The 21,110-nt window shown below is 66.3% G+C and carries 22 protein-coding genes; 3 read left to right on the top strand and 19 right to left on the bottom strand.

Going from position 1 to position 21,110, the window contains the following annotated elements:
- Positions 1–17 precede the first annotated feature (17 nt).
- The 15 genes from tatC to CXZ05_RS16465 all read right to left on the bottom strand — a co-directional run bounded on the left by tatC (position 18) and on the right by CXZ05_RS16465 (position 15,021).
- Complete coding sequence (tatC, locus tag CXZ05_RS16535) at positions 18–812, bottom strand: twin-arginine translocase subunit TatC (protein ID WP_180987427.1); 795 nt, start codon at positions 810–812, stop codon at positions 18–20.
- A 48-nt stretch (positions 813–860) separates the two neighbouring features.
- Complete coding sequence (gene tatA, locus CXZ05_RS16530; protein WP_102973629.1) at positions 861–1,130, bottom strand: Sec-independent protein translocase subunit TatA; 270 nt, start codon at positions 1,128–1,130, stop codon at positions 861–863.
- Between the two features lie 35 nt (positions 1,131–1,165).
- A complete protein-coding gene (locus CXZ05_RS16525; protein WP_102973628.1) occupies positions 1,166–1,534 on the bottom strand; it encodes a hypothetical protein in 369 nt (122 codons plus the stop codon).
- Positions 1,535–1,576: 42 nt separating this feature from the next.
- The gene (locus CXZ05_RS16520) at positions 1,577–3,559 is read right to left on the bottom strand and encodes a YafY family protein (protein ID WP_102973627.1); all 1,983 of its coding nucleotides are present in this window, start codon (positions 3,557–3,559) and stop codon (positions 1,577–1,579) included.
- Positions 3,560–3,659: 100 nt separating this feature from the next.
- Positions 3,660–4,055, bottom strand: coding sequence for an FKBP-type peptidyl-prolyl cis-trans isomerase (locus tag CXZ05_RS16515; protein WP_102973626.1), 396 nt, complete (start codon positions 4,053–4,055; stop codon positions 3,660–3,662).
- 50 nt (positions 4,056–4,105) lie between these two features.
- Entirely contained in the window at positions 4,106–5,035 is a 930-nt protein-coding gene (locus tag CXZ05_RS16510) for an FKBP-type peptidyl-prolyl cis-trans isomerase (protein ID WP_102973625.1), read from the bottom strand.
- Positions 5,036–5,148: 113 nt separating this feature from the next.
- A complete protein-coding gene (pafA, locus tag CXZ05_RS16505) occupies positions 5,149–6,513 on the bottom strand; it encodes a Pup--protein ligase (RefSeq protein WP_102973624.1) in 1,365 nt (454 codons plus the stop codon).
- Between the two features lies 1 nt (position 6,514).
- Complete coding sequence (prcA, locus tag CXZ05_RS16500; protein ID WP_102973623.1) at positions 6,515–7,222, bottom strand: proteasome subunit alpha; 708 nt, start codon at positions 7,220–7,222, stop codon at positions 6,515–6,517.
- Position 7,223: 1 nt separating this feature from the next.
- Positions 7,224–8,045, bottom strand: a complete 822-nt coding sequence (prcB, locus tag CXZ05_RS16495) for a proteasome subunit beta (protein ID WP_102973622.1) — start codon at positions 8,043–8,045, stop codon at positions 7,224–7,226.
- Positions 8,046–8,129: 84 nt separating this feature from the next.
- Positions 8,130–8,330 (bottom strand): ubiquitin-like protein Pup, encoded by a 201-nt coding sequence (locus tag CXZ05_RS16490; protein ID WP_076802936.1) that lies wholly within the window; start codon positions 8,328–8,330, stop codon positions 8,130–8,132.
- 84 nt (positions 8,331–8,414) lie between these two features.
- A complete protein-coding gene (gene dop, locus CXZ05_RS16485; protein WP_102973642.1) occupies positions 8,415–10,034 on the bottom strand; it encodes a depupylase/deamidase Dop in 1,620 nt (539 codons plus the stop codon).
- Between the two features lie 50 nt (positions 10,035–10,084).
- Positions 10,085–11,830, bottom strand: a complete 1,746-nt coding sequence (gene arc, locus CXZ05_RS16480; RefSeq protein ID WP_102973621.1) for a proteasome ATPase — start codon at positions 11,828–11,830, stop codon at positions 10,085–10,087.
- A gap of 82 nt (positions 11,831–11,912) precedes the next feature.
- The gene (locus tag CXZ05_RS16475; RefSeq protein WP_102973620.1) at positions 11,913–12,980 is read right to left on the bottom strand and encodes a tRNA (adenine-N1)-methyltransferase; all 1,068 of its coding nucleotides are present in this window, start codon (positions 12,978–12,980) and stop codon (positions 11,913–11,915) included.
- A 130-nt stretch (positions 12,981–13,110) separates the two neighbouring features.
- On the bottom strand, positions 13,111–14,280 hold the full coding sequence (locus CXZ05_RS16470) for a site-2 protease family protein (RefSeq protein ID WP_102973619.1): 1,170 nt from the start codon (positions 14,278–14,280) through the stop codon (positions 13,111–13,113).
- A gap of 12 nt (positions 14,281–14,292) precedes the next feature.
- Positions 14,293–15,021 carry an HAD family phosphatase gene (locus CXZ05_RS16465; RefSeq protein WP_102973618.1) on the bottom strand — a complete coding sequence of 243 codons (729 nt, stop codon included), beginning with the start codon at positions 15,019–15,021 and terminating at the stop codon, positions 14,293–14,295.
- A gap of 191 nt (positions 15,022–15,212) precedes the next feature.
- Here CXZ05_RS16465 and CXZ05_RS16460 point away from each other — a divergent pair, with 191 nt between their 5' ends.
- Positions 15,213–16,118, top strand: coding sequence for a PAC2 family protein (locus CXZ05_RS16460; protein ID WP_102973617.1), 906 nt, complete (start codon positions 15,213–15,215; stop codon positions 16,116–16,118).
- Between the two features lie 11 nt (positions 16,119–16,129).
- Here CXZ05_RS16460 and mshC read toward each other — a convergent pair whose 3' ends face one another.
- Both mshC and CXZ05_RS16450 read right to left on the bottom strand, forming a co-directional pair.
- Positions 16,130–17,422: a cysteine--1-D-myo-inosityl 2-amino-2-deoxy-alpha-D-glucopyranoside ligase gene (gene mshC / locus CXZ05_RS16455; protein ID WP_102973616.1), complete on the bottom strand. Its 1,293-nt coding sequence runs from the start codon at positions 17,420–17,422 to the stop codon at positions 16,130–16,132.
- A gap of 15 nt (positions 17,423–17,437) precedes the next feature.
- A complete protein-coding gene (locus CXZ05_RS16450) occupies positions 17,438–18,271 on the bottom strand; it encodes an undecaprenyl-diphosphate phosphatase (RefSeq protein WP_102973615.1) in 834 nt (277 codons plus the stop codon).
- 50 nt (positions 18,272–18,321) lie between these two features.
- Between CXZ05_RS16450 and CXZ05_RS16445 the strand changes: the two genes are divergently transcribed.
- On the top strand, positions 18,322–19,260 hold the full coding sequence (locus CXZ05_RS16445) for an aldo/keto reductase (RefSeq protein WP_102973614.1): 939 nt from the start codon (positions 18,322–18,324) through the stop codon (positions 19,258–19,260).
- Between the two features lie 42 nt (positions 19,261–19,302).
- Here the strand turns inward: CXZ05_RS16445 and CXZ05_RS16440 are convergent, their stop codons facing one another.
- Positions 19,303–19,563, bottom strand: a complete 261-nt coding sequence (locus CXZ05_RS16440) for a hypothetical protein (RefSeq protein WP_102973613.1) — start codon at positions 19,561–19,563, stop codon at positions 19,303–19,305.
- A 39-nt stretch (positions 19,564–19,602) separates the two neighbouring features.
- On the opposite strand from CXZ05_RS16440, the gene CXZ05_RS16435 reads away from it, so the two are divergent.
- Positions 19,603–19,836 carry a DUF5703 family protein gene (locus CXZ05_RS16435; protein ID WP_102973612.1) on the top strand — a complete coding sequence of 78 codons (234 nt, stop codon included), beginning with the start codon at positions 19,603–19,605 and terminating at the stop codon, positions 19,834–19,836.
- A gap of 90 nt (positions 19,837–19,926) precedes the next feature.
- Here CXZ05_RS16435 and CXZ05_RS16430 read toward each other — a convergent pair whose 3' ends face one another.
- The gene (locus tag CXZ05_RS16430) at positions 19,927–21,087 is read right to left on the bottom strand and encodes an acyl-CoA dehydrogenase family protein (RefSeq protein ID WP_102973641.1); all 1,161 of its coding nucleotides are present in this window, start codon (positions 21,085–21,087) and stop codon (positions 19,927–19,929) included.
- Positions 21,088–21,110 lie beyond the last annotated feature (23 nt).

The following is a 21,110-nucleotide window of genomic DNA, read 5'->3' as shown; positions in this document are numbered from 1 at the left end:
GCCTAGCGGTGGCGTGCCTAGAGATTCTTCAGCTCACTGGTCGGAGTTGCGACATCGGCTGTGGCCTCGGTCTCAGCGGCGCGCTTCTCTGCCCGGCGTGCACGCCGGCGGTCGTTCAGGACGCACAGGCCGATCGCCAGGAAGAAGAGCAGGAGCATGGGGCCGGCAAGGTAGAACATGCTCATCGCGTCGCCGCCGGGGGCGGCCATGGCGGCGAACAGGCAGACAAGGAACACGGTGATGCGCCAGCTCTTGATGAGCTGCTCCCCGCGGAGGAGTCCGGCGAGGTTCAGCCCCACCAGGACAACCGGCAGCAGGAAGGCAATGCCGAAGGCGAGCAGCAGCCGCAGCACGAAGGAGAGATAGACCTGCGCGCTGATGAAGTTGGATCCGCCGGCCGGGGTGAAATCAGTCAGGACCCGGACGGCATTGGGCAGGACGAGCCATGCCATCGTCACACCGCCGATGAAGAGCGGCACAGCGGCCGCCACGAAGGACAGCGCCAGCCGGCGTTCCTTCTTGTGCAGTCCGGGTACGATGAACGCCCAGAGCTGGTATAGCCAGACCGGGCTGGCCAGGATTAACCCCAGGAACACCGACACCTGGATCATGAGGTCGAAGGAGCTCGCCACGCCGTCGAAGTTGAGCGACGCCTGCCGGCCCTCGCTCTCGTTGAGGTCCTTGATCGGTTTGATCAGGGCCGCGAGCATGGGCTGGTAGACCAGGAAACCCGCAACTGTGGCGAGCACAACCGCAATGGCGGACTTGAACAGCCGGTTCCTGAGTTCGCGCAGATGGTCCAGCAGAGCCATCCGTCCCTCAGGGTTGGATTGACGACTCATGGTCAGTGCCACTAAATCTTAGGCGCGGTTGGGCGGCGGAACGTCGTTCCCGTCTGCGGGACGGTTGTCCGTCGCGGTGGAACGCGGGTGGTTGACGACGGTGCCTTCGACGGGATCCGAGCCGTCCTTGGCTTCAGGGGCACCGTCCTTCTTCATTTCGCGGACTTCCGACTTGAAAATGCGCATCGACTGGCCGAGGCTCCGGGCCATGCCGGGAAGTTTCGGTGCAGCGAAGAGCACCAAAGCCAGGACGATGATGATGATGAGATGCCAGCCTTCAAGCCTCATGGTGGGTGTTCCTTTCGTTTAGCTACATCCTACGTTTATCTGAATTCGATGTCGCGCAGCGACTGGGGCTGGCCCCGTTCGCTCTTCCGGCGGACCCGGCGCTGGCGCCGGGCCTCCCTGCGGGCCTCTTTGGACACGTGGTAATCATGCTGCGCCTGGTGCGGTGAGGCAAAAGGCGCCAATCCTGGCCCAACCCCGGCGGCGTACGGGCCAGGCACCGGGCCGGCAGCGCCCGCGGACGCTGCCGCCGCGACCGGAAGGCTGGTGAGTTTGTCGCCCGCTTCGCCGAGCTCCTTGACTGTTGCCATGAACTGGCGGAACAGGCGAACGCCCATGAGCACGAAGAACAGCAGCGACAGTGACACAAGCGCCACCCAAATAAGGATCCAGGACCACCAAGGCATGCTGAGTAGTCTAACTGCCGGACAGGCTAGCTGTTGTACTGGCTAGCCGTTGTACTGGGCCAGAGCCGCCCCGATCCAGTCCCGCGAGGCGCGGGCAAGGGCCTCAGGTTCAAGTATCCGTGCCGTCCCGCCGTGCTGGGCCACAAACATGGGCAGCCATGCCGTGTTGCCGAACCGGATCTCCGCCACCAGGCCGCCGTCCGGCAGCGGCGCTGTCCGCTCGGCATAGTAATCGTCCGCAAGCCCGGCACCGCGCGCGGTGAGCTGGACGGTGACCAGGGTGTCGTCGTCGTTGGGGGTGAACAGCTTTGCCGGGAACCCGCCGTCGGGCTTTATCCCGGACGATACCGGCTTTCCGGTGGGGGTGAGGTCCTCGATTCGGTCCAGCCGGAAATTCCGCAGGCCGGCCGCCGAATGGCAGTAGGCCTCGAAGTACCAGGTGTTGTCCATGGAGTAGAGCCGGAGCGGATCCACGTCCCGTTCCGACAGAATGTCCTTCTGCGCGGAAAGGTAGATGAGGTGCAGCTGGGACCCTGATTCAATTGCGTCGCGGATGACCTCGAGGTTGGCCGAGTTGCCGGGTCCCACTTCCGGCCCGGAGAGGGCAGCGGCACGGAGCCCCTCCTCCCCCGCGGCCGCCATCAGCTTGAGCGTCACCGATTCCAGGGCGCTTCCTTCGGCCAGTTCCGGCAGGCCGTTCAGGGTCTCGAGGCCAGTGAGCAGCGCGCAGGCCTCGTCCACGGTGAAGCGGACCGGCCTGTTCAGCTCCATGGACTGGCTGATGAAAACGTGCCCTTCCTCCCACTGGATGTCCAGCAGCTCGTCCGGATATCCCTGCGGCAGGCCGGAGCAGATCAGGATCAGCAGATCGCCCTCCAGTTCCTGGCGGGTCACCCCGAACCTGTCGGCGACCTCCTCGATGGGCAGGCCCTGGTTTCGGACCAGGAACGGGACCAGCTGCAGCATCCGCTTGAGCTGGTCTTCCGACGTGCGCTTGCGGGTCCGTATTCCCGACCCGGCATGCGCGAACGAATAAGGCGGCACCGGAGCGTCGATGAAGGCGGCGGCATTCGCCAGGCGGCGCTGCACGGCGGCGGACAGTTCCGCGGGGCTCACCACCCTGACGTTCGGCCCGTAGGAGGCCAGCTCCTCCCCGAGCACCTCAACGTCCCGGTAGGGGACGGTCAGCCGGTCCCACCCGGCGTCGCCCTTTTTGTCCTGGGACGCGTCCGCCGCGGCCCGCTTGCGCAGGCCCAGCAGCTTGGCGCTGCGGACGTCCACGGCGGCGGCCCTGACCGGAAGCTCCGGAAGGCTGTTCAGCTCGGCGCGCACGTTGAAGCCGGCGGGCGGCGTAAAGGCCTCCCTGTCCAGGATGGTGACGGCCGAGGTGAGGCGCGACAACCGGAAGAAGCGCTTGGCGCCGCGGCCCCGGTCAAATCCGACGAGGTACCACTGGCCGAAGCGGCTGCCCAGGCCCCAGGGCTCAACGACGCGTTCCTCTTCCCGCCCCGTGCTGCCGGCCAGGTAGAGGAAGCGGACGGCGTGCTGGCCGTGCATGGCGGCCACGAGGTCCTCGAACGCCTGGCCCGCCGGCTTGATGCGCGGCTGCACGCCGGCCGGAAGTTCGACGTCGGCCAGGCCGCCCGTTGCCTGAAGCTTGCGGAGGGCGTTGCTCGCCGCCGTGCCCAGCGCCGCCTGCTCCCACAGCTGTGAAGCCAGCAGCAGGACTGCCCATTCGTCCGGGGTGAGTTCCACATCCGGGAGGCGGTTGGACTCCCTGCCGATCCGGTACCTGGTGGTGCCGGGATCGTCCGAACTCCAGCCCAGGTCCGTGACCGTCTCCACATCGAAGCCGAAGTCGCGCAGGTCGTTCTTGTCGCGTTCGAACATGCGGCCAAAGGCGGCGTCGCTGGCCGCGCCGCCGGCATAGATTTTCTCCCGCAGCTCACTGCGCCGGAGGCCGTACCGCGAGTTCAGCAGGGCGATCAGGAGATTCAGCAGGCGTTCAGTACGTTGGGCGGACACCCTCGTTACGTTACTAAAGCCGTTCGGGCAATAACGCGAAAGCGCGGCAACAATCCGGAAAATCCTTCCGATTGTTACCGCGCTTACGCAGGATTGGGGACTAGCGGACGCCCACCAGGTCCACGACGAAGATCAGAGCCTCGTTCGGGCCGATGGCTCCGCCGGCACCGCGTGAGCCGTAAGCCAGCTCCGAGGGGATCTCAAGGCGGCGGCGTCCGCCGACCTTCATGCCGAGCAGCCCCTGGTCCCAGCCCTGGATGACCTGGCCGACGCCGACGCGGAAGTCGAGCGGAGCGCCGCGGCCCCAGGATGCGTCGAACTCTTCGCCGGTGGACCAGGCCACGCCGACGTAGTGCGTGGACACGGTGTCGCCGGCCTTGGCCTCGGGACCGTCGCCCTCAATGATGTCCGTGATGACGAGTTCCGTGGGCACCGGGCCTTCGGGAAAGTCGATTTCCGGCTTTTCACGGTCGATTTTGCGCTGGCCAAATGACATGGTTACTCCTTCTGCTGGTGGGTGTTTGAGTTGCTTACTTGACGCTTGGCTTATTTAACACCGAGGATGTCGACGACGAAGACGAGGTCGCCCTTGGCGTCACCCTGGCCTGAGTCGCCGTAGGCGAGGTCCTTGGGGATGACGAGCAGGACGCGCGAGCCGACAGTCTTGCCGGCCAGGCCCTGGGTCCAGCCCTTGATGACCTGGTTCAGCGCGAACGAGGCCGGCTCCTTGCGGTCAAAGCTGGAGTCGAACTTCTTGCCGCTGGCCAGGGCCACACCGACGTAGTTGACGGTCAGGGTGTCCGTGGCCTTGACGGCGGCGCCCTTGCCCTTGATCAGGTCCTGGGCGATGAGCTTCTTGGGGGCCGCCACGCCCTTGACCGAGATCTCCGGGACGCCGTCCTTCTCGGTGACGGTCGGAAGGCCGGCCGGCGGGGTGACCGGATCGCCTTCAGGCTTCTCCAGGACCTTCGGGGCCTCCTTGGCCGAGAGCACCTTGATAATCAGGAGCTGGGTCGGCTGGGCCGCCTGGCCTTCAGCCGCTGCCTTGCCCGGGATGGCAAGGGCGAGCTGTGAGCCCACCTTTGCGCCCACAAATGCGTTGTAGACGATCGCGCTGCCGGTCTTGAGTTTGTCGTTCAGTTCAAGGGGCTCGGGATCGCGGGGGAAGCTGTCGTCCAGCGTGGAACCGTCCTTGGCGTTGAGGGCAAGGACGGAAATGTCGGCAATCTGGTTGGCCTTGACGCGGTCCCCGCCGCCTTCCGTGACAACCTTGACGGTAGGTTCGGTAACCTCCAGCGGCTTGGTGAACTCGACCTTGGGGGCTTTCTTGTCGCCGTTGTCCGTCAGCTTGAGCGAGTCGAACTTGGCGGTGTCACCCGCGGACTGGCTGGTCGGTTCCGGGGCTGCTGGCTCCTGGCCACCGCAGGCGGTCAGCAGAAGCAGCGCGGGAAGAAGGATTGCTAGTAGTCGGCGCACGTAAGAACTTTCGTCGGGGCAAGGTGGATGCCCTGCCGGTGGAGGTGCCGCACACGGCAAGGCAGTCAGGACCGCAGAACGGCCTCTTCCAGAGTAACGCGGAAAGCTGGGTATCAGCCCATAGAGTCCAGAAGGGCATCAACCCGCTCGTCAACGTTGCGGAACGGGTCCTTGCACAAAATGGTCTGGTGCGCGCGGTCATTGAGCTTCAGGTGGACCCAGTCCACGGTGTAGTCCCGGCCCAGTTCCTGCGCCTTGCGGACGAAATCGCCACGCAGCTTGGCCCGGGTGGTCTGCGGCGGGGCGTCCACGGCATCCTTGATAGCGGTCTCCTCGGTCACCCGGCGAACGGCGCCGCGGGACTGGAGCAGGTAATACAGGCCGCGGGAACGGGAGATGTCGTGGTACGTGAGGTCCAGCTGCGCGATCCTGGGGGCGTCCAGGCCAAGGCCGTGGCGCCTGCGGTAGCTGTCCATGAGCTTCTTCTTGATGGCCCAATCGATTTCGGTGTCGATGGTGCTGGTGTCGCCGCTTTCGATCGCGCGCAGAGTCCGCCCCCACAGGTCCAGGATCAGCGGCACGTGCGGATTGTGGGCGCCGTTTTCCTCGACGAACGCCGTGACCTTGCTCAGGTACTCCTGCTGGATCTCCAGCGCGGTAAGCTGGCGGCCGTTGGCGAGCCGGACCAGCGCACGGCCGCTCAGGTCATGGGAGATCTCCCGGATGCTGCGAATGGGATTTTCCATCCGCATGTCCCGCATGATCACACCGGCCTCAATCATCCGCAGGATCAAGTCCACGGTGCCCACCTTGAGCAGCGCTGTGGTCTCGGACATGTTGGAGTCGCCCACGATCACATGCAGCCGGCGGTAGAACTCAGCGTCGGCATGCGGCTCGTCCCGGGTGTTGATGATGGGCCGGGAACGGGTGGTGGCCGAGGACACGCCCTCCCAGATATGGTCCGCCCGCTGCGAAAACGCGTAGGTGGCCCCGTGCGGCGTCTTCAGGATCTTGCCCGCACCGGCGATGAGCTGGCGGGTGACGAGGAACGGGATGAGGATCTCGGCCAGCCGGGTGAACTCGCCGCGGCGCGGAATGAGGTAGTTCTCGTGACTGCCGTAGGAGTTGCCCGCGGAGTCGGTGTTGTTCTTGAAGAGGTACACCGTCCCGTTGAAGCCCTCGGCGGCGAGCCTGGACTGGGCCTCGTCCACGAGGTCATCCAGGATGAGCTCCCCGGCGCGGTCATGGGCGATCAGCTGGGCGAGGTCATCGCATTCTGCGGTGGCATATTCCGGGTGCGAGCCTACATCGAGGTACAGCCGCGACCCGTTGGTGAGGAACACGTTGGAGGACCGGCCCCAGCTGACCACCTTGCGGAACAGGTAGCGGGCCACTTCCTCCGGGGCGAGGGGCCGGGAGTCCGGGCTCGAATAGGAAATCCCGAATTCGGTTTCAATGCCGAAGATCCTCTTGTCCATGTCAGCTCTCCTCAGCCAGCAGTTCCACAACGTCCTGGTCGGACAATCTGCGGAAAGCCCTCCGCGTCCCCCTGTTGCTTTCCGAACTGCGGTCCAGCACCGCCACTTCCAAGGCCCTGGCCGGCAAATCGGGTGCCTCGTTGTCAGTCACGAGACCCCTGACGGCGAGCCGGATCGCCGCCGCGAACGAGAGGTCGCGCTGCCACCCGCCCTCGATCGCCCCGGAGACCTTGTCCGCCTGGCCGCCCATCACAATGAAGTTGTGCTCGTCCGCGATCGAGCCGTCGAACGTGAGGCGGTAGAGATGGTCGAGGTCCTGGCTGGCTCCCACCTCTGCCACGGCCAGTTCCACCTCGAACGGCTTCTGCTCCGCGGTGAAGACGGCGCCCAGGCTCTGGGCGTAGACGCTGGCCAGTCCCCTGGCCGTGACGTCCTCGCGGTCGTAGGAATAGCCGCGGACGTCTGCGTAGCGCACCCCCGCCTGGCGGAGGCTCTCAAACTCGTTGTACTTCCCGACGGCAGCGAAAGCGATTTTGTCGTAAATCTCGCCGATCTTGTGCAGCGAAGGTGACGGGTTCTCGGCCACCAGGGCGATCCCGTCCTCGCAGCTGACCACGATCACGGACCGTCCGCGGGCGATGCCTTTCCGTGCGAAATCCGCACGGTCCTTCATCAGCTGTTCGGGAGAGACATAGAACTGCTGCGTCATATCAGGCCTCCCTCCGGGCAGCTGCTCTGGACTCGATGATGTTTCCGGCTATGGCGGCGAGGTCGCGTTCCGACACCCGCCGGCCGCCGGCCCGGTTGACGGCATACACCACGGGCCACAGCTGCCGCACGGGGTCGGGGCCACCGGTGGCGGAGTCGTCGTCGGCGGCGTCGTAGAGGGACTCCACGGCGACGGAGATGGCCTCGTCCTCGGGCAGGTTGGGCCGCCAAAGCTTCTTGAGTGCGCCGCGGGCGAACATTGATCCGGAGCCCACGGCGTGGTGTTCCTGTTCCTCGTAGCGGCCGCCGGTCACGTCATACGAGAAGAGCCGGCCTACCCCGGCAGCGGTGTCGAAGCCCGCGAACAGCGGGACTACTGCGAGCCCCTGCAGCGCCATGGGCAGGTTGCCGCGGATCATGGCGCCGAGCCGGTTCGCCTTGCCGTCCAGGCTCAGCAGGGTGCCTTCGATCTTCTCGTAGTGCTCGAGTTCCACCTGGAACAGGCGGGTCAGGTCGATCGCGATGCCTGCCGTGCCGGCGATGCCGAGGACTGAATACTGGTCGGCGGGAAAGACCTTTTCGATGTGCCGGCTGGCGATGATGTTGCCCATCGTGGCGCGGCGGTCGCCAGCCATGACGATGCCGCCGGCATAGGTCATGGCCACGATGGTGGTGGCGTGGGGCACGGCCAGCGGCTGGGCGGCGGACGTGCCCGCAGCGAATGGTGCGTATTGGGGAAGTAGTTCCGGACGGTCGCGTTGGAGATGCTCAGTGAACGACGACGTCGCGTGGGCGGCTACCTTGTTGGCTGTTGTCTCCTGCACTGGTGCACTCCTTCAACGTCATAATTCAGCGGCTGTCCGGTAGCTCTGGCTTCCGTGCCCTGTGCGGGTGGCGTGGCTGCCGGTCTACTGGCCGCCCTTTTGCACGAACGCCCGGACGAATTCCTCCGCGTTGGACTCCAGGACGCCGTCGATCTCGTCGAGGAGATCGTCAACGCCCTGCGTCGAAGCGGATGCCTGTCCTTCTGCGGGCGCCGGTGGTACGGGGACCTCTTCCTCGACCTCGGTGTCGCGTGGCTGTGGCTGCTGTTGCTCCTGGCCTGCCATGTCCTTCTCCTTCATCCAGTCCCCCACTCCGGAGGGACATCCTGTATGCCCATATTGCCACGCAAAGGGCCTTTGCGGGGTGCATTATGCCGGTGGCGGAGGCGGTGCCGATCCGAGGAGTTCGGCAAGGAACGGCCCCGCCTCGCGATGCCTGGCAAACAGCCCTCCGGTCAGCGCCTTCGTGCCGCGCAGCGGTTCCCGGGTGGGGACGCGCTGCAGCCTTCCGTAGCCCGGCACGTCGAAGATCACCGAGTCCCAGCTGGCTCCCACCACGTCCTTGCTGAAGCTGCTGACGCAGCGTCCGCGGAAGTACGCCCGGGTGTCCGACGGCGGTTCCGTCACCGCGGCCGCGATGTCGGCGTCGTCCACGATCCGCTGCATGCGGTTCCGGGAGAGCAGGCGGTAGTAGAGCCCTTTTTCGGGCCGGAGGTCAGCCCACTGCAGATCGACCAGGCCCAGCCGGGCGTCATTCCACTGGAGCCCGTCGCGCTGGCGGTAGCCCTCCAGGATGGACAGCTTGGCCAGCCACTCCACCGACGTTGCGGCGGCGGACCGGTCGCTGTCCAGCTGTGTCAGGGTGGTGGCCCACCGCTCCAGCACGGCGTGCGTGTGGCCGTCGCCGTCGACGGCGTCCGAGACCCCCGTGTCCTGGGCGAGCTTGGCGGCGGCCTCGTGGTACATCCACTGCAGATCCAAGGCTGTCACCCGGCGGCCGTCGAGCAGCCTGACCTTGGTGGTCAGGGTGGTGTCGTGGCTGATGGCCTGGAGCGCGGCCACCGGCTCGTGCACCTCAATCCGCGGCGCGAGGCCCGCTTCGATCAGGCTCAGCACCATGGCGGTGGTGCCGAACTTCAGGTAGTTGGACACCTGGCTCAGGTTGGCGTCGCCGATGATGACGTGCAGCCGCCGGTACTTGTCCGCGGTTGCATGCGGCTCGTCGCGGGTATTGATGATGGGACGCCGGATAGTGGTTTCGAGTCCCACCTCCGCCTCGAAGAAGTCCGCTCTTTGGCTGATCTGGTAACCGGAACGGGAGCTGTCCTGGCCCAGGCCCACCCGCCCCGAGCCGCAGATGATCTGCCGTGACACGAAAAACGGGGTCAGCCCGCGGACAATGTCTCCGAACGGGACGGAGCGCGGCATCAGGTAGTTTTCGTGGGACCCGTAGGACACGGACTTGTTGTCGGTGTTGTTCTTATAGAGGTTGACGGCGGGCAGCTCCGTGTCGCTGGCCAGCCTGCGCACCGAAGCGAGGCCCACAAGGTCCCCGGCCGCGTCCCAGGCCACTACCGCGGCGGGGTTGGTAACCTCCGGGCTGGAGTACTCCGGGTGGGCGTGGTCCACGTAGAGCCGTGCCCCGTTGCCGAGCACCATGTTCATCAGCAGCGAGCCCGATTCGTCCTCGCCGTCCAGCTCAAGCTCCTCACGGCCGTAGGCAAGCGCCACCGCCTCGGCGTCCAGCACAGGCGGCTGGTCCGTCAGCTGGCTCGGGTGGGCCTGCCCGCGCTCGAGCGTCCATCCGCGGGCGTCGTGCAGCGGCTCCTCGTCCGTGTAGTCCCAGCGGGTCTCGGCGCCGCCCGCGGCCCGGAGCCGGGTGACCTGGGCGTAAGCCTGGACCACCCGGGCGGACATCATCGTGGCATTGGCCCCCGGAGCGGCCGGCGCGTGAATCCCGTATTCGGTTTCCGAACCCATGACCCGCATGGCGCCGCCAGCCGGCAGACCACCTCCCAGCACCGACTCGGAACCGGCCGTCACAGGTACTGGCCCGTGCTGGGCATGGTCTCGATGGATTTGCCGGGCTCCTGGCCGGCCTTGCCCTGGACAATGGTGCGGATGTAGGTGATGCGCTCACCCTTCTTGCCGGAGATGCGTGCCCAGTCATCCGGGTTGGTGGTGTTGGGCATGTCCTCGTGCTCGCGGAACTCATCGACGACGGCGCGCAGCAGGTGGTCGATGCGCAGGCCCTTCTGCTGCGTGGTGAGGAGGTCCTTGATGGCGTACTTCTTGGCACGGTCCACGACGTTCTGGACCACGGCTCCGGAGTTGAAGTCCTTGAAGTACAGCATCTCGGTGTCGCCGTTGGCGTAGGTAACTTCCAGGAACTCGTTGGACTTCTCCGTCGAGTACATCGACTCCACGGTGCGCTGGACCATGGCGTCGACAGTCTCCTGGACATCGCCGTCGTGCTCCACCAGGTCATCCTCGTGGAACGGCAGGTCCGGAGTGATGTACTTCCTGAAGATGTCCGCCGCGGCCTCGGCGTCGGGACGCTGAATCTTGACCTTCACGTCCAGGCGGCCGGGGCGCAGGATGGCGGGGTCGATCATGTCCTCACGGTTGGAGGCACCGATGACAATCACGTTGTCCAGCCGCTCCACGCCATCGATCTCGCTCAGCAGCTGCGGCACAATCGTGGTTTCAACGTCTGAGGAGATGCCCGTGCCGCGGGTGCGGAAGAGCGAATCCATCTCGTCGAAGAAGACCACAACGGGGCTGCCGTCCGAGGCTTTTTCGCGGGCCCGGGAGAAGATCAGCCGGATGTGGCGTTCGGTCTCGCCGACGTACTTGTCGAGGAGTTCGGGTCCCTTGATATTGAGGAAGTAGCTCTTCAGGTCGATGTTGCCCGAGCGTTCCGCGGCGCGCGCGGCCAGGGAGTTCGCCACGGCCTTGGCGATGAGGGTCTTTCCGCAGCCCGGAGGGCCGTAGAGCAGGATGCCCTTGGGAGCCTTGAGGCCGTGCTCGCGGTACAGGTCCGGATGCAGGAACGGCAGCTCGATGGCGTCCCGAATCTGTTCGATCTGCGGGCCGAGGCCGCCGATGTCCTCGTAGGTGATGTCCGGGACTTCCTCCAGGACGAGGTTCTCAACTTCGGACCGCGGGACCTTCTCGAGGGCGTACCCCGTGCGCGAATCGATGGAGAGGGCATCGCCCACCCGCAGCTTTTCGCCCAGGAGCGGGCCTGCGAGCCTGATGACGCGCTCCTCGTCGGCACGGCCCAGCACCAGTGCGCGGTCCGGGCCGAGCAGTTCCTTGAGCGTGACGAGCTCGCCCGCGCGCTCGTAGCCGAGGCCGGCCACCACCAGGAGCGCCTCGTTGAGGAGGACCTCCTGGCCCACGGCCAGCTGGTTGATGTTGACCAGGGGGCTGATGCCAACCCGCATTTTGCGCCCGGCGTTGAAGATATCCACCGATTCCTCGGTGGCCGCCTGGCCGCCGCCGGCAGCCTGCCGGCGCGGGTTCAGCTGGAGGACGGTGCCGAAGCTGTACGGCGGCTGTCCCTCCTGGTCCAGGGCGTTCTTCAGCCGGAGTATTTCGGCCTTGGCAGTTTCCAGCATTGCCACGAGCTTGGTGTTGTTCTGCGTGGCAGCTGCCAGCTGGCGGTCGATATGCCTCAGTTTGTCCCTGAGGATATTGACCTGCCGGTCCGCGACAGACAGTTCGTTGGCGCCAGCCTGTTCAGCCGGCGTAGGCACGGAGTCCTTGTTTGGCGTCTCCATGATGCATCAGCCCCTTCCTGCGCTCTTCTTAAGACGATAGCCCCAAGTTGGCTGGTAGAGCCGACGACATCCGAAATACGGACTAGTTTGTGATCTCCGGGTCGTCCTTCACGTTCGTGCCAGCGATCGCGTCCCGCGCCGCCCGGCGCAGCTTCTTGTCCGAGACCAGGCGTTCCCCCACCGCGCCCGGTGTCCAGGCGTTGACGTCCTCGTCGTTGAACTCGGTCTTGGACGGACGCCGCTTAACGGAGATGCCGGTGACGCCGTCGGCGAGCCGCCGGGTGACCAGCAGGAAGCCTGTGTGGGCGACCATGCGGTGGTCGGGGCGCACGGCGAGGCCTTCGAGGTGCCAGCCGCGGACCATGGATTCCCAAGCGTCGGGTTCGGTGAAACGCCCGTCCGCGCGGATGGCCTCGGCCGTGCGGGAGAGCTGGGTGACGGTGGCGACGTAGTTGATCCAGACGCCGCCCGGGGCCAGGACGGTGGCCACGGCGTCAAGACATTCCCACGGGGCCAGCATGTCGAGGACCACGCGGTCGATGGAGCCGGGCTCTTCGGCGCGGACCACTTCCTCCTGGAAGTCCCCGAGGGAGATCTGCCAGGCCGGGTGCGGGCCACCGAAGATGGTTTCCACGTTGCCGCGGGCGATGGCGGCGAATTCCTCGCGCCGTTCGAAGGAGTGCAGGTAGCCCTGGTCCCCCACCGCGCGGAGCAGCGAAATCGAGAGGGCGCCTGAGCCCACGCCTGCCTCCACCACGCGGGCGCCGGGGAAGATGTCAGCCATGGTGACGATCTGGCCGGCGTCCTTCGGGTAGACCACGGCAGCGCCGCGAGGCATCGACAGGACGAAGTCGGACAGCAGCGGGCGGAGCGTCTGGTACTGCTGGCCGACGTTGTTGACCACCACCGAACCGTCCACCTTGCCGATGATTTCGTCGTGGTTCAGGAAGCCGCGATGGGTGTGGAAGGCTCCGCCGGCCTCGAGGCTGATGGTGTTCATGCGCCCGCGCTCGTCCGTCAGCTGGACCCGTTCGCCTTCGCGGAAGGGGCCGCGCCGCCGGGCAGCGCCCACCGGCTGGTCCGCCATCCCGGCTGCAGTGCCGGAGGAAAGGCCCGTGCTGGTTGCGTTGGCGGCAGATTCGCTGCTCATGACTGTGTCCTCGCTCCTGTGAAAGCTGTCTTGGCGTGCACCGTGACGGTCCGGCAGGGCACCGTGCGCCCGCTGCCGATTTCACGACCGGCACGTAACTCTACCGGTTCTGGACCTGCCGGCGCGTGTTTCAGCGGGGGGCCTTGCCTGTTATGGCCGTCACCACGGTGGACTGCCGCAGCAGGCCGGTGACCCGGCCGTTGTGGTCAACCACCGCGTAGTCGTGTCCTTCGAGCTGCGCCAGGTACTGGAGCAGCTCCTGGCCTTTGGACCATTCCGGCACGTAGGCGCCGGCGCCGAGCGGGTGGGACACGGCTCCGGCGGGGGTGGTGCCGGCCACGGCGGCGGGCACTGCGGCCAGGGCCGCGGGGTCCACCACGCTCTTGGGCCTGCCGTCCGGAGCGCAGAGCACGACGGCGGTCCGCCCGCCTGCCGACACGTGCAGGACATCGCTGACGCTCGCCCCTTCGGAAAGGCCGACGGCGGGTTCGGCCAACGCGGCGGCGCTCACCAGATGGAGCCGGCTGCGCAGGCGGCCCTGCTGGATTGATGCTGACGCGCCCATCCAGAGGAAGCCGCCGACCAGGATGGTGATGAGCAGCATGCTGGTATCCGGGACGTCTCCGCGGAGCAGCGGCAGGACAACGAAATACAGGCCCAGCGCGATGACGATGATGCGCCCGCCCCAGCCCGCGGCGACGGTGCCCTTGGCGTGACTGCCGGTGGCCTTCCAGACCACGGATTCCACCAGGCGGCCGCCGTCCAGCGGCAGCCCGGGCAGCACGTTGAAGATGCCGATCACGAGGTTCGCCCAGAAAAAGATGTTCAGGAGGGTGTCCGCCACGCCGGACAGTCCGCCCGCGGAGATCACCAGCCATGCCACCCCGGCGAGCACGAAGTTGGCGGCGGGCCCGGCCATGGCCACCAGCACGGACCGCCCGGGGGTGGCGGTGAAACTCTCAAACTGCGTGTGGCCGCCCCAGAGGTTGAGCACGATTTTCTCGCTGGGCCAGCCATAGATCTTGGCCGTCAGCGCGTGCGCGAGCTCATGGACGAGCACGGACAGCAAAAGCAGCAGCGCGTAGGCGAAGGCCACGTAGTACGCCCCGATGCCCAGGGACGGGGTGCCATGCTGCAGCACCGGCCCGTATGCAATCACCGTGAATGCGGCGATGATGAACCAGGAGTAGGCCAGGACGATGGGAATGCCGGCAATCCTGCCGAGCGGGATACCCTCGCGCCGGCTGTTCTTGGTCTGCACGTTCGGGGGCTGCTGACCGGATCCCGCGGGATCAGACACGTTCCGGGCTCCTTAGTTGACGTTCTCGAAGGTTGCGGCAGGTTCGCGCGGGCCGAGACGGAGCCTGACCAGCTCCTCGAGTTCGGCCACGGTGCGGTCCGCGAGGGTATCCCACGTGGTCCTGCGGGTGTCCTCCGGCAGCGGCACGATGTGCGGAATGGCCACGGTCACGGCGCCCGATGCCACAGCGGCGGCAGCGCCCGGTTCCGAGTCCTCCAGCGCCACGCAGTGGTCGGCGGTGAGCTCAGGGTCCTGCTGCTTCAGCAGGTCCACAGCCTTGAGATATGCCTCCGGGTGCGGTTTGCCCTGGGTTACGGTGTCGCCGGTGACGAGGAACTCGAAATAGGGCCGGGGAAAACTCGCCACAATCTCGCGGGCCAGCGGTGCCTCTGACATGGTCACAAGGGCACAACGCACGCCGGCGTTGAAAAGTTCATCCAGCAGTTCCCGGGCCCCCGGGCGCCACGGCACGTTCTCCCGGACGCGGCTGATGACCTGGCCGGTAAGGGTGTCGATGATCTCGCGGATCTCCAGGCGCACGCCGGCCCGCTGGAGGATGCCGGCCGAGTGGACCAGTGATTGCCCTACGAGCTGCATGGCCTGTTCGTGCGACCACGTCCCCCCGTAGGCCTCAACAAGCTTGTGTTCGGCTTCGATCCAGTACGGTTCCGTGTCAACGATGGTGCCGTCCATGTCCCATAAAACGGCTTTGAGCAAGGGCAGGGTGGCGGCAGATTCCATGGTTTCCACTGTACCGGGCCGCCCGGTGGCGCCCTGCCGCGGGCCCCGGCCGTACGCCGTCGGCGAATATCCGCGCTTCACCCCGCAGGGATGATCAGCAGGGACGATCTACAGGGATGACCGGGGGTTTGTCCGGATCTGCGGCGGTTCGTTCTATGCAACAGCAACGCTTGTGGACGTAGGGTGAAGGGATGAACAGCTTCGAAGGAGACACCAACGAACCGGGCACAGCGCCTGAGACGGAGCAGCTGCTGCAGCCTGTTCCCGAGGGCCAGCGTATTACTGTGATGCTGGCTGCGTTCGAGGGCTGGAATGACGCGGGGGAAGCTGCCAGTGATGCGCTCCGTTACCTCAACAAACTGTGGGGCGGGAAGAAAGTCGCCTCCATAGATGCCGACGAGTACTACGACTTCCAGTTCACCCGGCCCACGGTCCGCCGTACGGCCTCCGGAGAACGCAAGATCAAGTGGCCGTCCACGCGGATCTACAAGGCCAGCGCCCCCGGCACCAACGTGGATGTGATTTTCATCCAGGGCACCGAACCGTCCTATAAGTGGCGAGCATATACAGCGGAACTGCTTGTTCACGCCGAGGCGCTTCACGTGGATTATGTGGTCCTCGTCGGTGCGCTGCTGGCCGACGTGCCGCATAGCCGTCCCATCCCGGTCAGCACATCCACTGACGACAGCGTGCTGCGGGAACGGCTGAACCTCGAAGCCTCGCAGTATGAGGGACCCGTGGGGATCGTCGGCGTGCTGTCCGAGGTATCCCTGCTTGCCGGCATTCCCACCGTCTCCCTCTGGGCAGCGGTGCCGCATTACGTTGCACAGGCTCCGTCGCCCAAGGCGCAGCTGGCGCTCCTGCACCGCATCGAGGAACTGCTGCAGGTTCCGCTGGACACGCACGAGCTGGCTGAGGAGGCCGAGGCATGGGAGCGCGGCGTCAACGAGCTGGCCACCGAGGATCCCGAAATTGCCGCCTATGTGCGGCAACTGGAGGAGGCGAAGGACACCGCCGACCTGCCCGAGGCGAGCGGTGAGTCCATTGCGCGCGAGTTTGAGCGCTACCTGAAGCGGCGGGGCAAGGACAAGCCCTAGGGCTCCGCCGTTTAGAGTTCGACGCCGAGAAGAGCGTTGACGGCGTCGCGCACCAGGGCCTGGTCTGCTTCAGACGCGCTGTCCGTGTTGCTGACGCCAGTGTTGTTCAGGGCGGCGTCTGCCCACGTGTCCACGGCGGCCAGGGCTGCGGGGGCATCCAGGTCGTCCGCCAGGGCCTCGCGCATCTGCCCGATCAGTTCCGTGGCGGTCCCGGCCCGCGCCGCCACCAGGGCTGAACGCCACCGTTCCAGGCGTGCTTTCGCCTCGTCGAAGCCTTCCGCCGTCCAGGACCAGTCGGACCGGTAGTGGTGCGCCAGGATGGCCAGGCGGATGGCCGCGGGTTCTTCACCCGCGGCGCGCAGCTTGGAGACCAGGACCAGGTTGCCCTTGGACTTGGACATCTTTTCGCCGTCCAGTCCCACCATGCCTGCGTGGGCGAAGTGCTCGGCGAGCGGGACACCGGAGAGCGAGTAGGCGTGCCCAGCCCCCATTTCGTGGTGCGGGAAAACCAGGTCCGAGCCGCCGCCCTGCACGCTGAAGGGAGCGGGCAGGTACTTCTGGGCGATGACGGTGCATTCGATGTGCCAGCCGGGCCGGCCCTCCCCCAGCTCACCGCCGGGCCAGCTGGGCTCGCCGTCGCGGGCCACGCGCCACAGCAGCGGGTCGAGGGCCTGGCGCTTGCCGGCCCTGCCGGGGTCGCCGCCCCGTTCGGCGAACAGTTCAAGCATTTCGGCTTCCGGCAGTCCGGAGACGGCTCCGAGGGTCCAGGCGTCCACTCCGACGGCGTGCTTGCTGGCTGCCTCGACGTCGTAGTAGACATCGCCGTCGGGCTCGCCGGGGGTGCCGTTAACGCGGTAGGCCAGTCCCTGTTGCAGGAGCCGTTCAATCGCGGGGACGATCAGCGGCATGGCTTCGACGGCGCCCACGTAGTGATCGGGGGCGATGACGTTGAGGGCTTCCATGTCAGTGCGGAACAGCTCGATTTGGCTCTCCGCCAGCTCGCGCCAGTCAACGCCGGTGGCGTGGGCACGCTCCAGCAGCGGGTCATCGACGTCGGTGACGTTCTGGACGTACGCAACCTGCTGGCCGCCGTCGCGCCACGCACGGTTCAGCAGGTCGAACGCGACGTAGCTGGCAGCGTGACCCATGTGGGTGGCGTCATACGGGGTGATCCCGCAGACATACATCGACTTTTCGCCACCGGCATTCAGGGTTACGGCGCGCTGTGCGGTTGTGTCGAACAGCCGGAGCGCGGGCATTTCCCCCGGCAGGACAGGCACGGGGCGGGAGATCCAGGACTTCACAGACCAAGCCTAGTGCTAGGCGCTGATGACATTGAAACCGAGCAGGAGGTACAGCGCGAGGCCAAGGAAGATGCGGTACCAGACAAACAGCCGGTAGCTGCGCGTTGAAATGAACTTCAGGAACCACCCGATGATGACGTAGCCGACGGCGAAAGCGATCACTGTTGCCAGGGCCGTCTCCCCGAGCCCGTAGGGGCCGCTTGCTCCGTCCTTGGCGACCACCTTGAACAATTGGTAGAGGCCGCTGCCGAAAACCGCCGGGATGGCGAGGAGGAAGGAGTACCGGGCCGCCGCCTCACGGGTGTACCCCATGAGGAGACCCGCGGTGATGGTGCCGCCGGAGCGCGAAACCCCGGGAATCAGGGCCATCGCCTGGGCGAAGCCGTAGAGGACGCCGTGCTTGTAGGTGAGCCCGGAGAGGTCGCGGTCCTGCTTGCCGATGGCGTCGGCCACGGCCAGGATGAGGCCGAAAACGATGAGCATGGTGGCCACGATCCAGAGGCTGCGCAGGACGGATTCGATCTGGTCCTGGAACAGGAGGCCCAGGACGATGATGGGCAGGCTGCCCAGGATCACCAGCCAGCCCATCCTGGCGTCGGGGTCCTGGCGGGAGACCCGTCCGGACAGGGAGCCGAACCAGGCCTTCACGATCCGGACAATGTCGCGCCAGAAGTAGACGATCACGGCAGTCTCCGTGCCGAGCTGCGTGATGGCGGTGAACGCCGCGCCGGGGTCAGCCGCGTTCGGCAGGAAAGAGCCCACGATCCGGAGGTGGGCGCTCGATGAAATAGGTAGGAATTCGGTCAGTCCCTGCACAAGACCCAGCAGGGCCGCTTCAATCCAGTTCACGCTAAGACCCTACGTCATGATGTGGGTGGTTTCCCCGTAAGCTAACTGCTATGCAGCAGCGTTACATAGGCAACAGTGGGCTCCGCGCCTCCTCCCTCTCCCTGGGCACGATGTCGTGGTCCCGTGAAACGGACGAACAGGATGCCTCGGAACTGCTGCGCACGTTCGTGGACGCCGGCGGAACCCTCGTGGATACCGCGGCCTCCTACGCCGACGGCCAGGCCGAAGCCATGCTTGGGTCGATGCTCGGCGACGTCGTCTCCCGCACGGAAGTTGTCATTTCCACCAAAGCCGGGGTGTCGCCGTCGGACGGGCGGCAGCGGGTTGACGCATCACGCAACGCGATGCTGTCCGGATTGGAGGCCAGCCTGGCGCGGCTTGGCACCGACTACGTCGACCTCTGGTTCGCGCAGGCGTGGGACCCCAACGTCCCGCTTGAGGAGACGTTGTCCGCCCTTGACTTCGCCGTCCGCAGCGGACGGGCACGCTATGCGGGGATCGCCAACTACAACGGCTGGCAGACCGCCAAGGCGGCGGCGGTCGCCGGGTTCCCGCTCGTCGCCAACCAGTCCGAGTATTCACTGTTGCGCCGCAAGCCCGAGGCGGAACTGGTTCCCGCCGTCGAGGATGCGGGCCTGGGACTGATGGCGTGGGCGCCGCTGGGCCGTGGCGTGCTCACCGGCAAGTATCGCGGGCATGTGCCTTCCGATTCCAGGGCGGCGGGTACGCGCTTGGCCACATACGTGGAGCCTTACCTTGAGCAGCCCGCGTCGCAGGTGGTTGAAGCAGTTGCCATGGCCGCCCGCGGCCTGGGGCGGTCGTCCCTGGATGTTGCGCTGAGCTGGCTGCTGTCCCGGCACGGGGTGGCCACGGCCATCGTGGGCGCGCGCACGCCGGTCCAGCTCAAGGAAATCCTGGACGCCCAGCTCACGCCGCTGCCTGCGGAAATAGCACGTGCCCTGGAGGATGTCTCCAGCAGCCTGGCCTAGCCGGGTCCGGATCGCAGCGGCCTGGTTACCTCCCGGCCCGCGTCACTCCTCGACGATTTCCAGATCCTCGTCGACTTCGCTGTCTTCCTCTTCGTCTTCCTCGTCATCGAACACCTGGAGCGGCGTAACTTCGTTGTAGGCCTCGTAGAGGGCGTCCTCGTAGACTTCGAAGGCATCGGCAACTGCAAAGAATGCCGCCTCCACTGAAGGGTCACCATCCCCGCGGCGGGCTGAGGCGGCTGCAAGGTGTTCTTCCAGGGCGGCAGTCAGGGACTGAAGCGCGACACGCGGATCGATGCTCATGCCTTCACGTTAGCGGGAAAAGGACGAAAATGGAGAGCAATGAAGGAACATTTTCTGACCAGCTCGGTCCTGCGGGAACGGGACTATGCCCGTCAATACGAGTACCTCGTATTGACGGTCGGTCCTGAGGATTCCCTGCCCGAAGCCCGGCGCCGGCTCGTGGAACACTCCGAGTACGGCAAGTGGGAACTCGAGCGCAGCAGGCTCTACGTGGGAGGCGGCAGGCGCTTCTGGCTTCGCCGCCGGGTCACCCAGGTGCAGCGCACCGTCTAGGCCGCTCCGGCCCTCTGGGCGCGCAGCTTGGTTGGTGTGCGCCCACTTCACGCCGTCTGCTCTGGTTGTCCGCGCCGGTGACCGCTGCGGTTATTCTTCGAGCGGACCCAGCCAGGCGTTGGCAACGGTGTTGTGCGCCGACTCGTCGTCCGAGGGATGGAACATGCCGGCCAGGACGTCACGGTACAGGCGTTCCAGTTCCGACCCCCTGAAGTAGCTGGATCCCCCGGAGACCCGGACGGCAAGGTCCACCGCCGTCCGCGCGGTTTCCGTCGCCCGGATCTTGACGCCCACTAGCTTCGGAAACCACTGGCTGCCGTGGTCCGCCAGCCGGTCCACATCGCCGGCCACCACTGAAAGCTGGGGGTACAGGGCATCCATGGCGAGGGCGGCCTCGGCCACCTTCCAGCGGATATCAGGATCCTGGGCCAGGCTCCTGCCCCCATTTTTGAGTGATGTCCTGCGCTTGGCGGCTTCCACGGCCAGCACCAGAGCCCGTTCCCCGATGCCCGCATAGACGCCGGCAAGGAGGGTTTCAAAGCACGCGAAGATGGCGAAGATCAGCGGATCCGCGTTGGGGCCCACCGGCAGCTTACGGAAGATGCGGCCGGGCGGGACAACTGCGCCGTCCAGAATGGTGGTGTTGGACTGGCTGGCGCGCATGCCCAGCGTGTTCCAGTCCTCCATGATCCGGTAGCCGGCCGTGTCCCGCCGGATGAAGCCGTGCACCAGTTCACCTTCACCGTTCCGCGCGGCCGGGTCCTTGCCGAAGACGCCCAGACGCGTCCAGGCCGGCGAAAGGCTCGTGAAGATCTTGGTGCCCGTGAACGAGTAGCTGCCGTCCGGCAGGGGCTTGGCCTCCGTCAGCGAATCGAATAGAACGGAGTCGTTGCCGGCCTCGGAGTTGCCGAAAGCGAAGATCTCCCCCGCCGCTGCCTCCCGCAGCACGAAGTCCAGGGAAGAGTCGCCACGTTCGGCCAGGACGCGCGCCACCCCTGTCCAGACCAGGTGCATGTTGACGGCCAGCGCGGTGGCAGGGGCCGCCGTCGCCAGCCGTCGCTGGCAGCGGACCGCAGCCTCCAGACCAAGGCCGGCCCCGCCGTCGGCCTCCGGCACGAACAGCCTGAGGTAGCCGGCGGCGGTCAGTTCCTCGAGGTCCTCGGTGAAGAAGCTGTTCCGCTCGTCGTATCCCGCCGCTCTCCCCCGGATCCGTTCGAGCAGGTCGTCAGGCAGCAGCCGTTCGGGGTCCAGGGGCGTTTGGGGGTCCACTCGCG

This window comes from Arthrobacter sp. AFG20 (assembly GCF_002892795.1).
In the GTDB taxonomy this organism is placed as follows: Bacteria; Actinomycetota; Actinomycetes; order Actinomycetales; family Micrococcaceae; genus Arthrobacter.
Note: the sequence above shows the minus strand (reverse complement) of the source record. Positions and strands in the feature narration are given on the sequence as shown.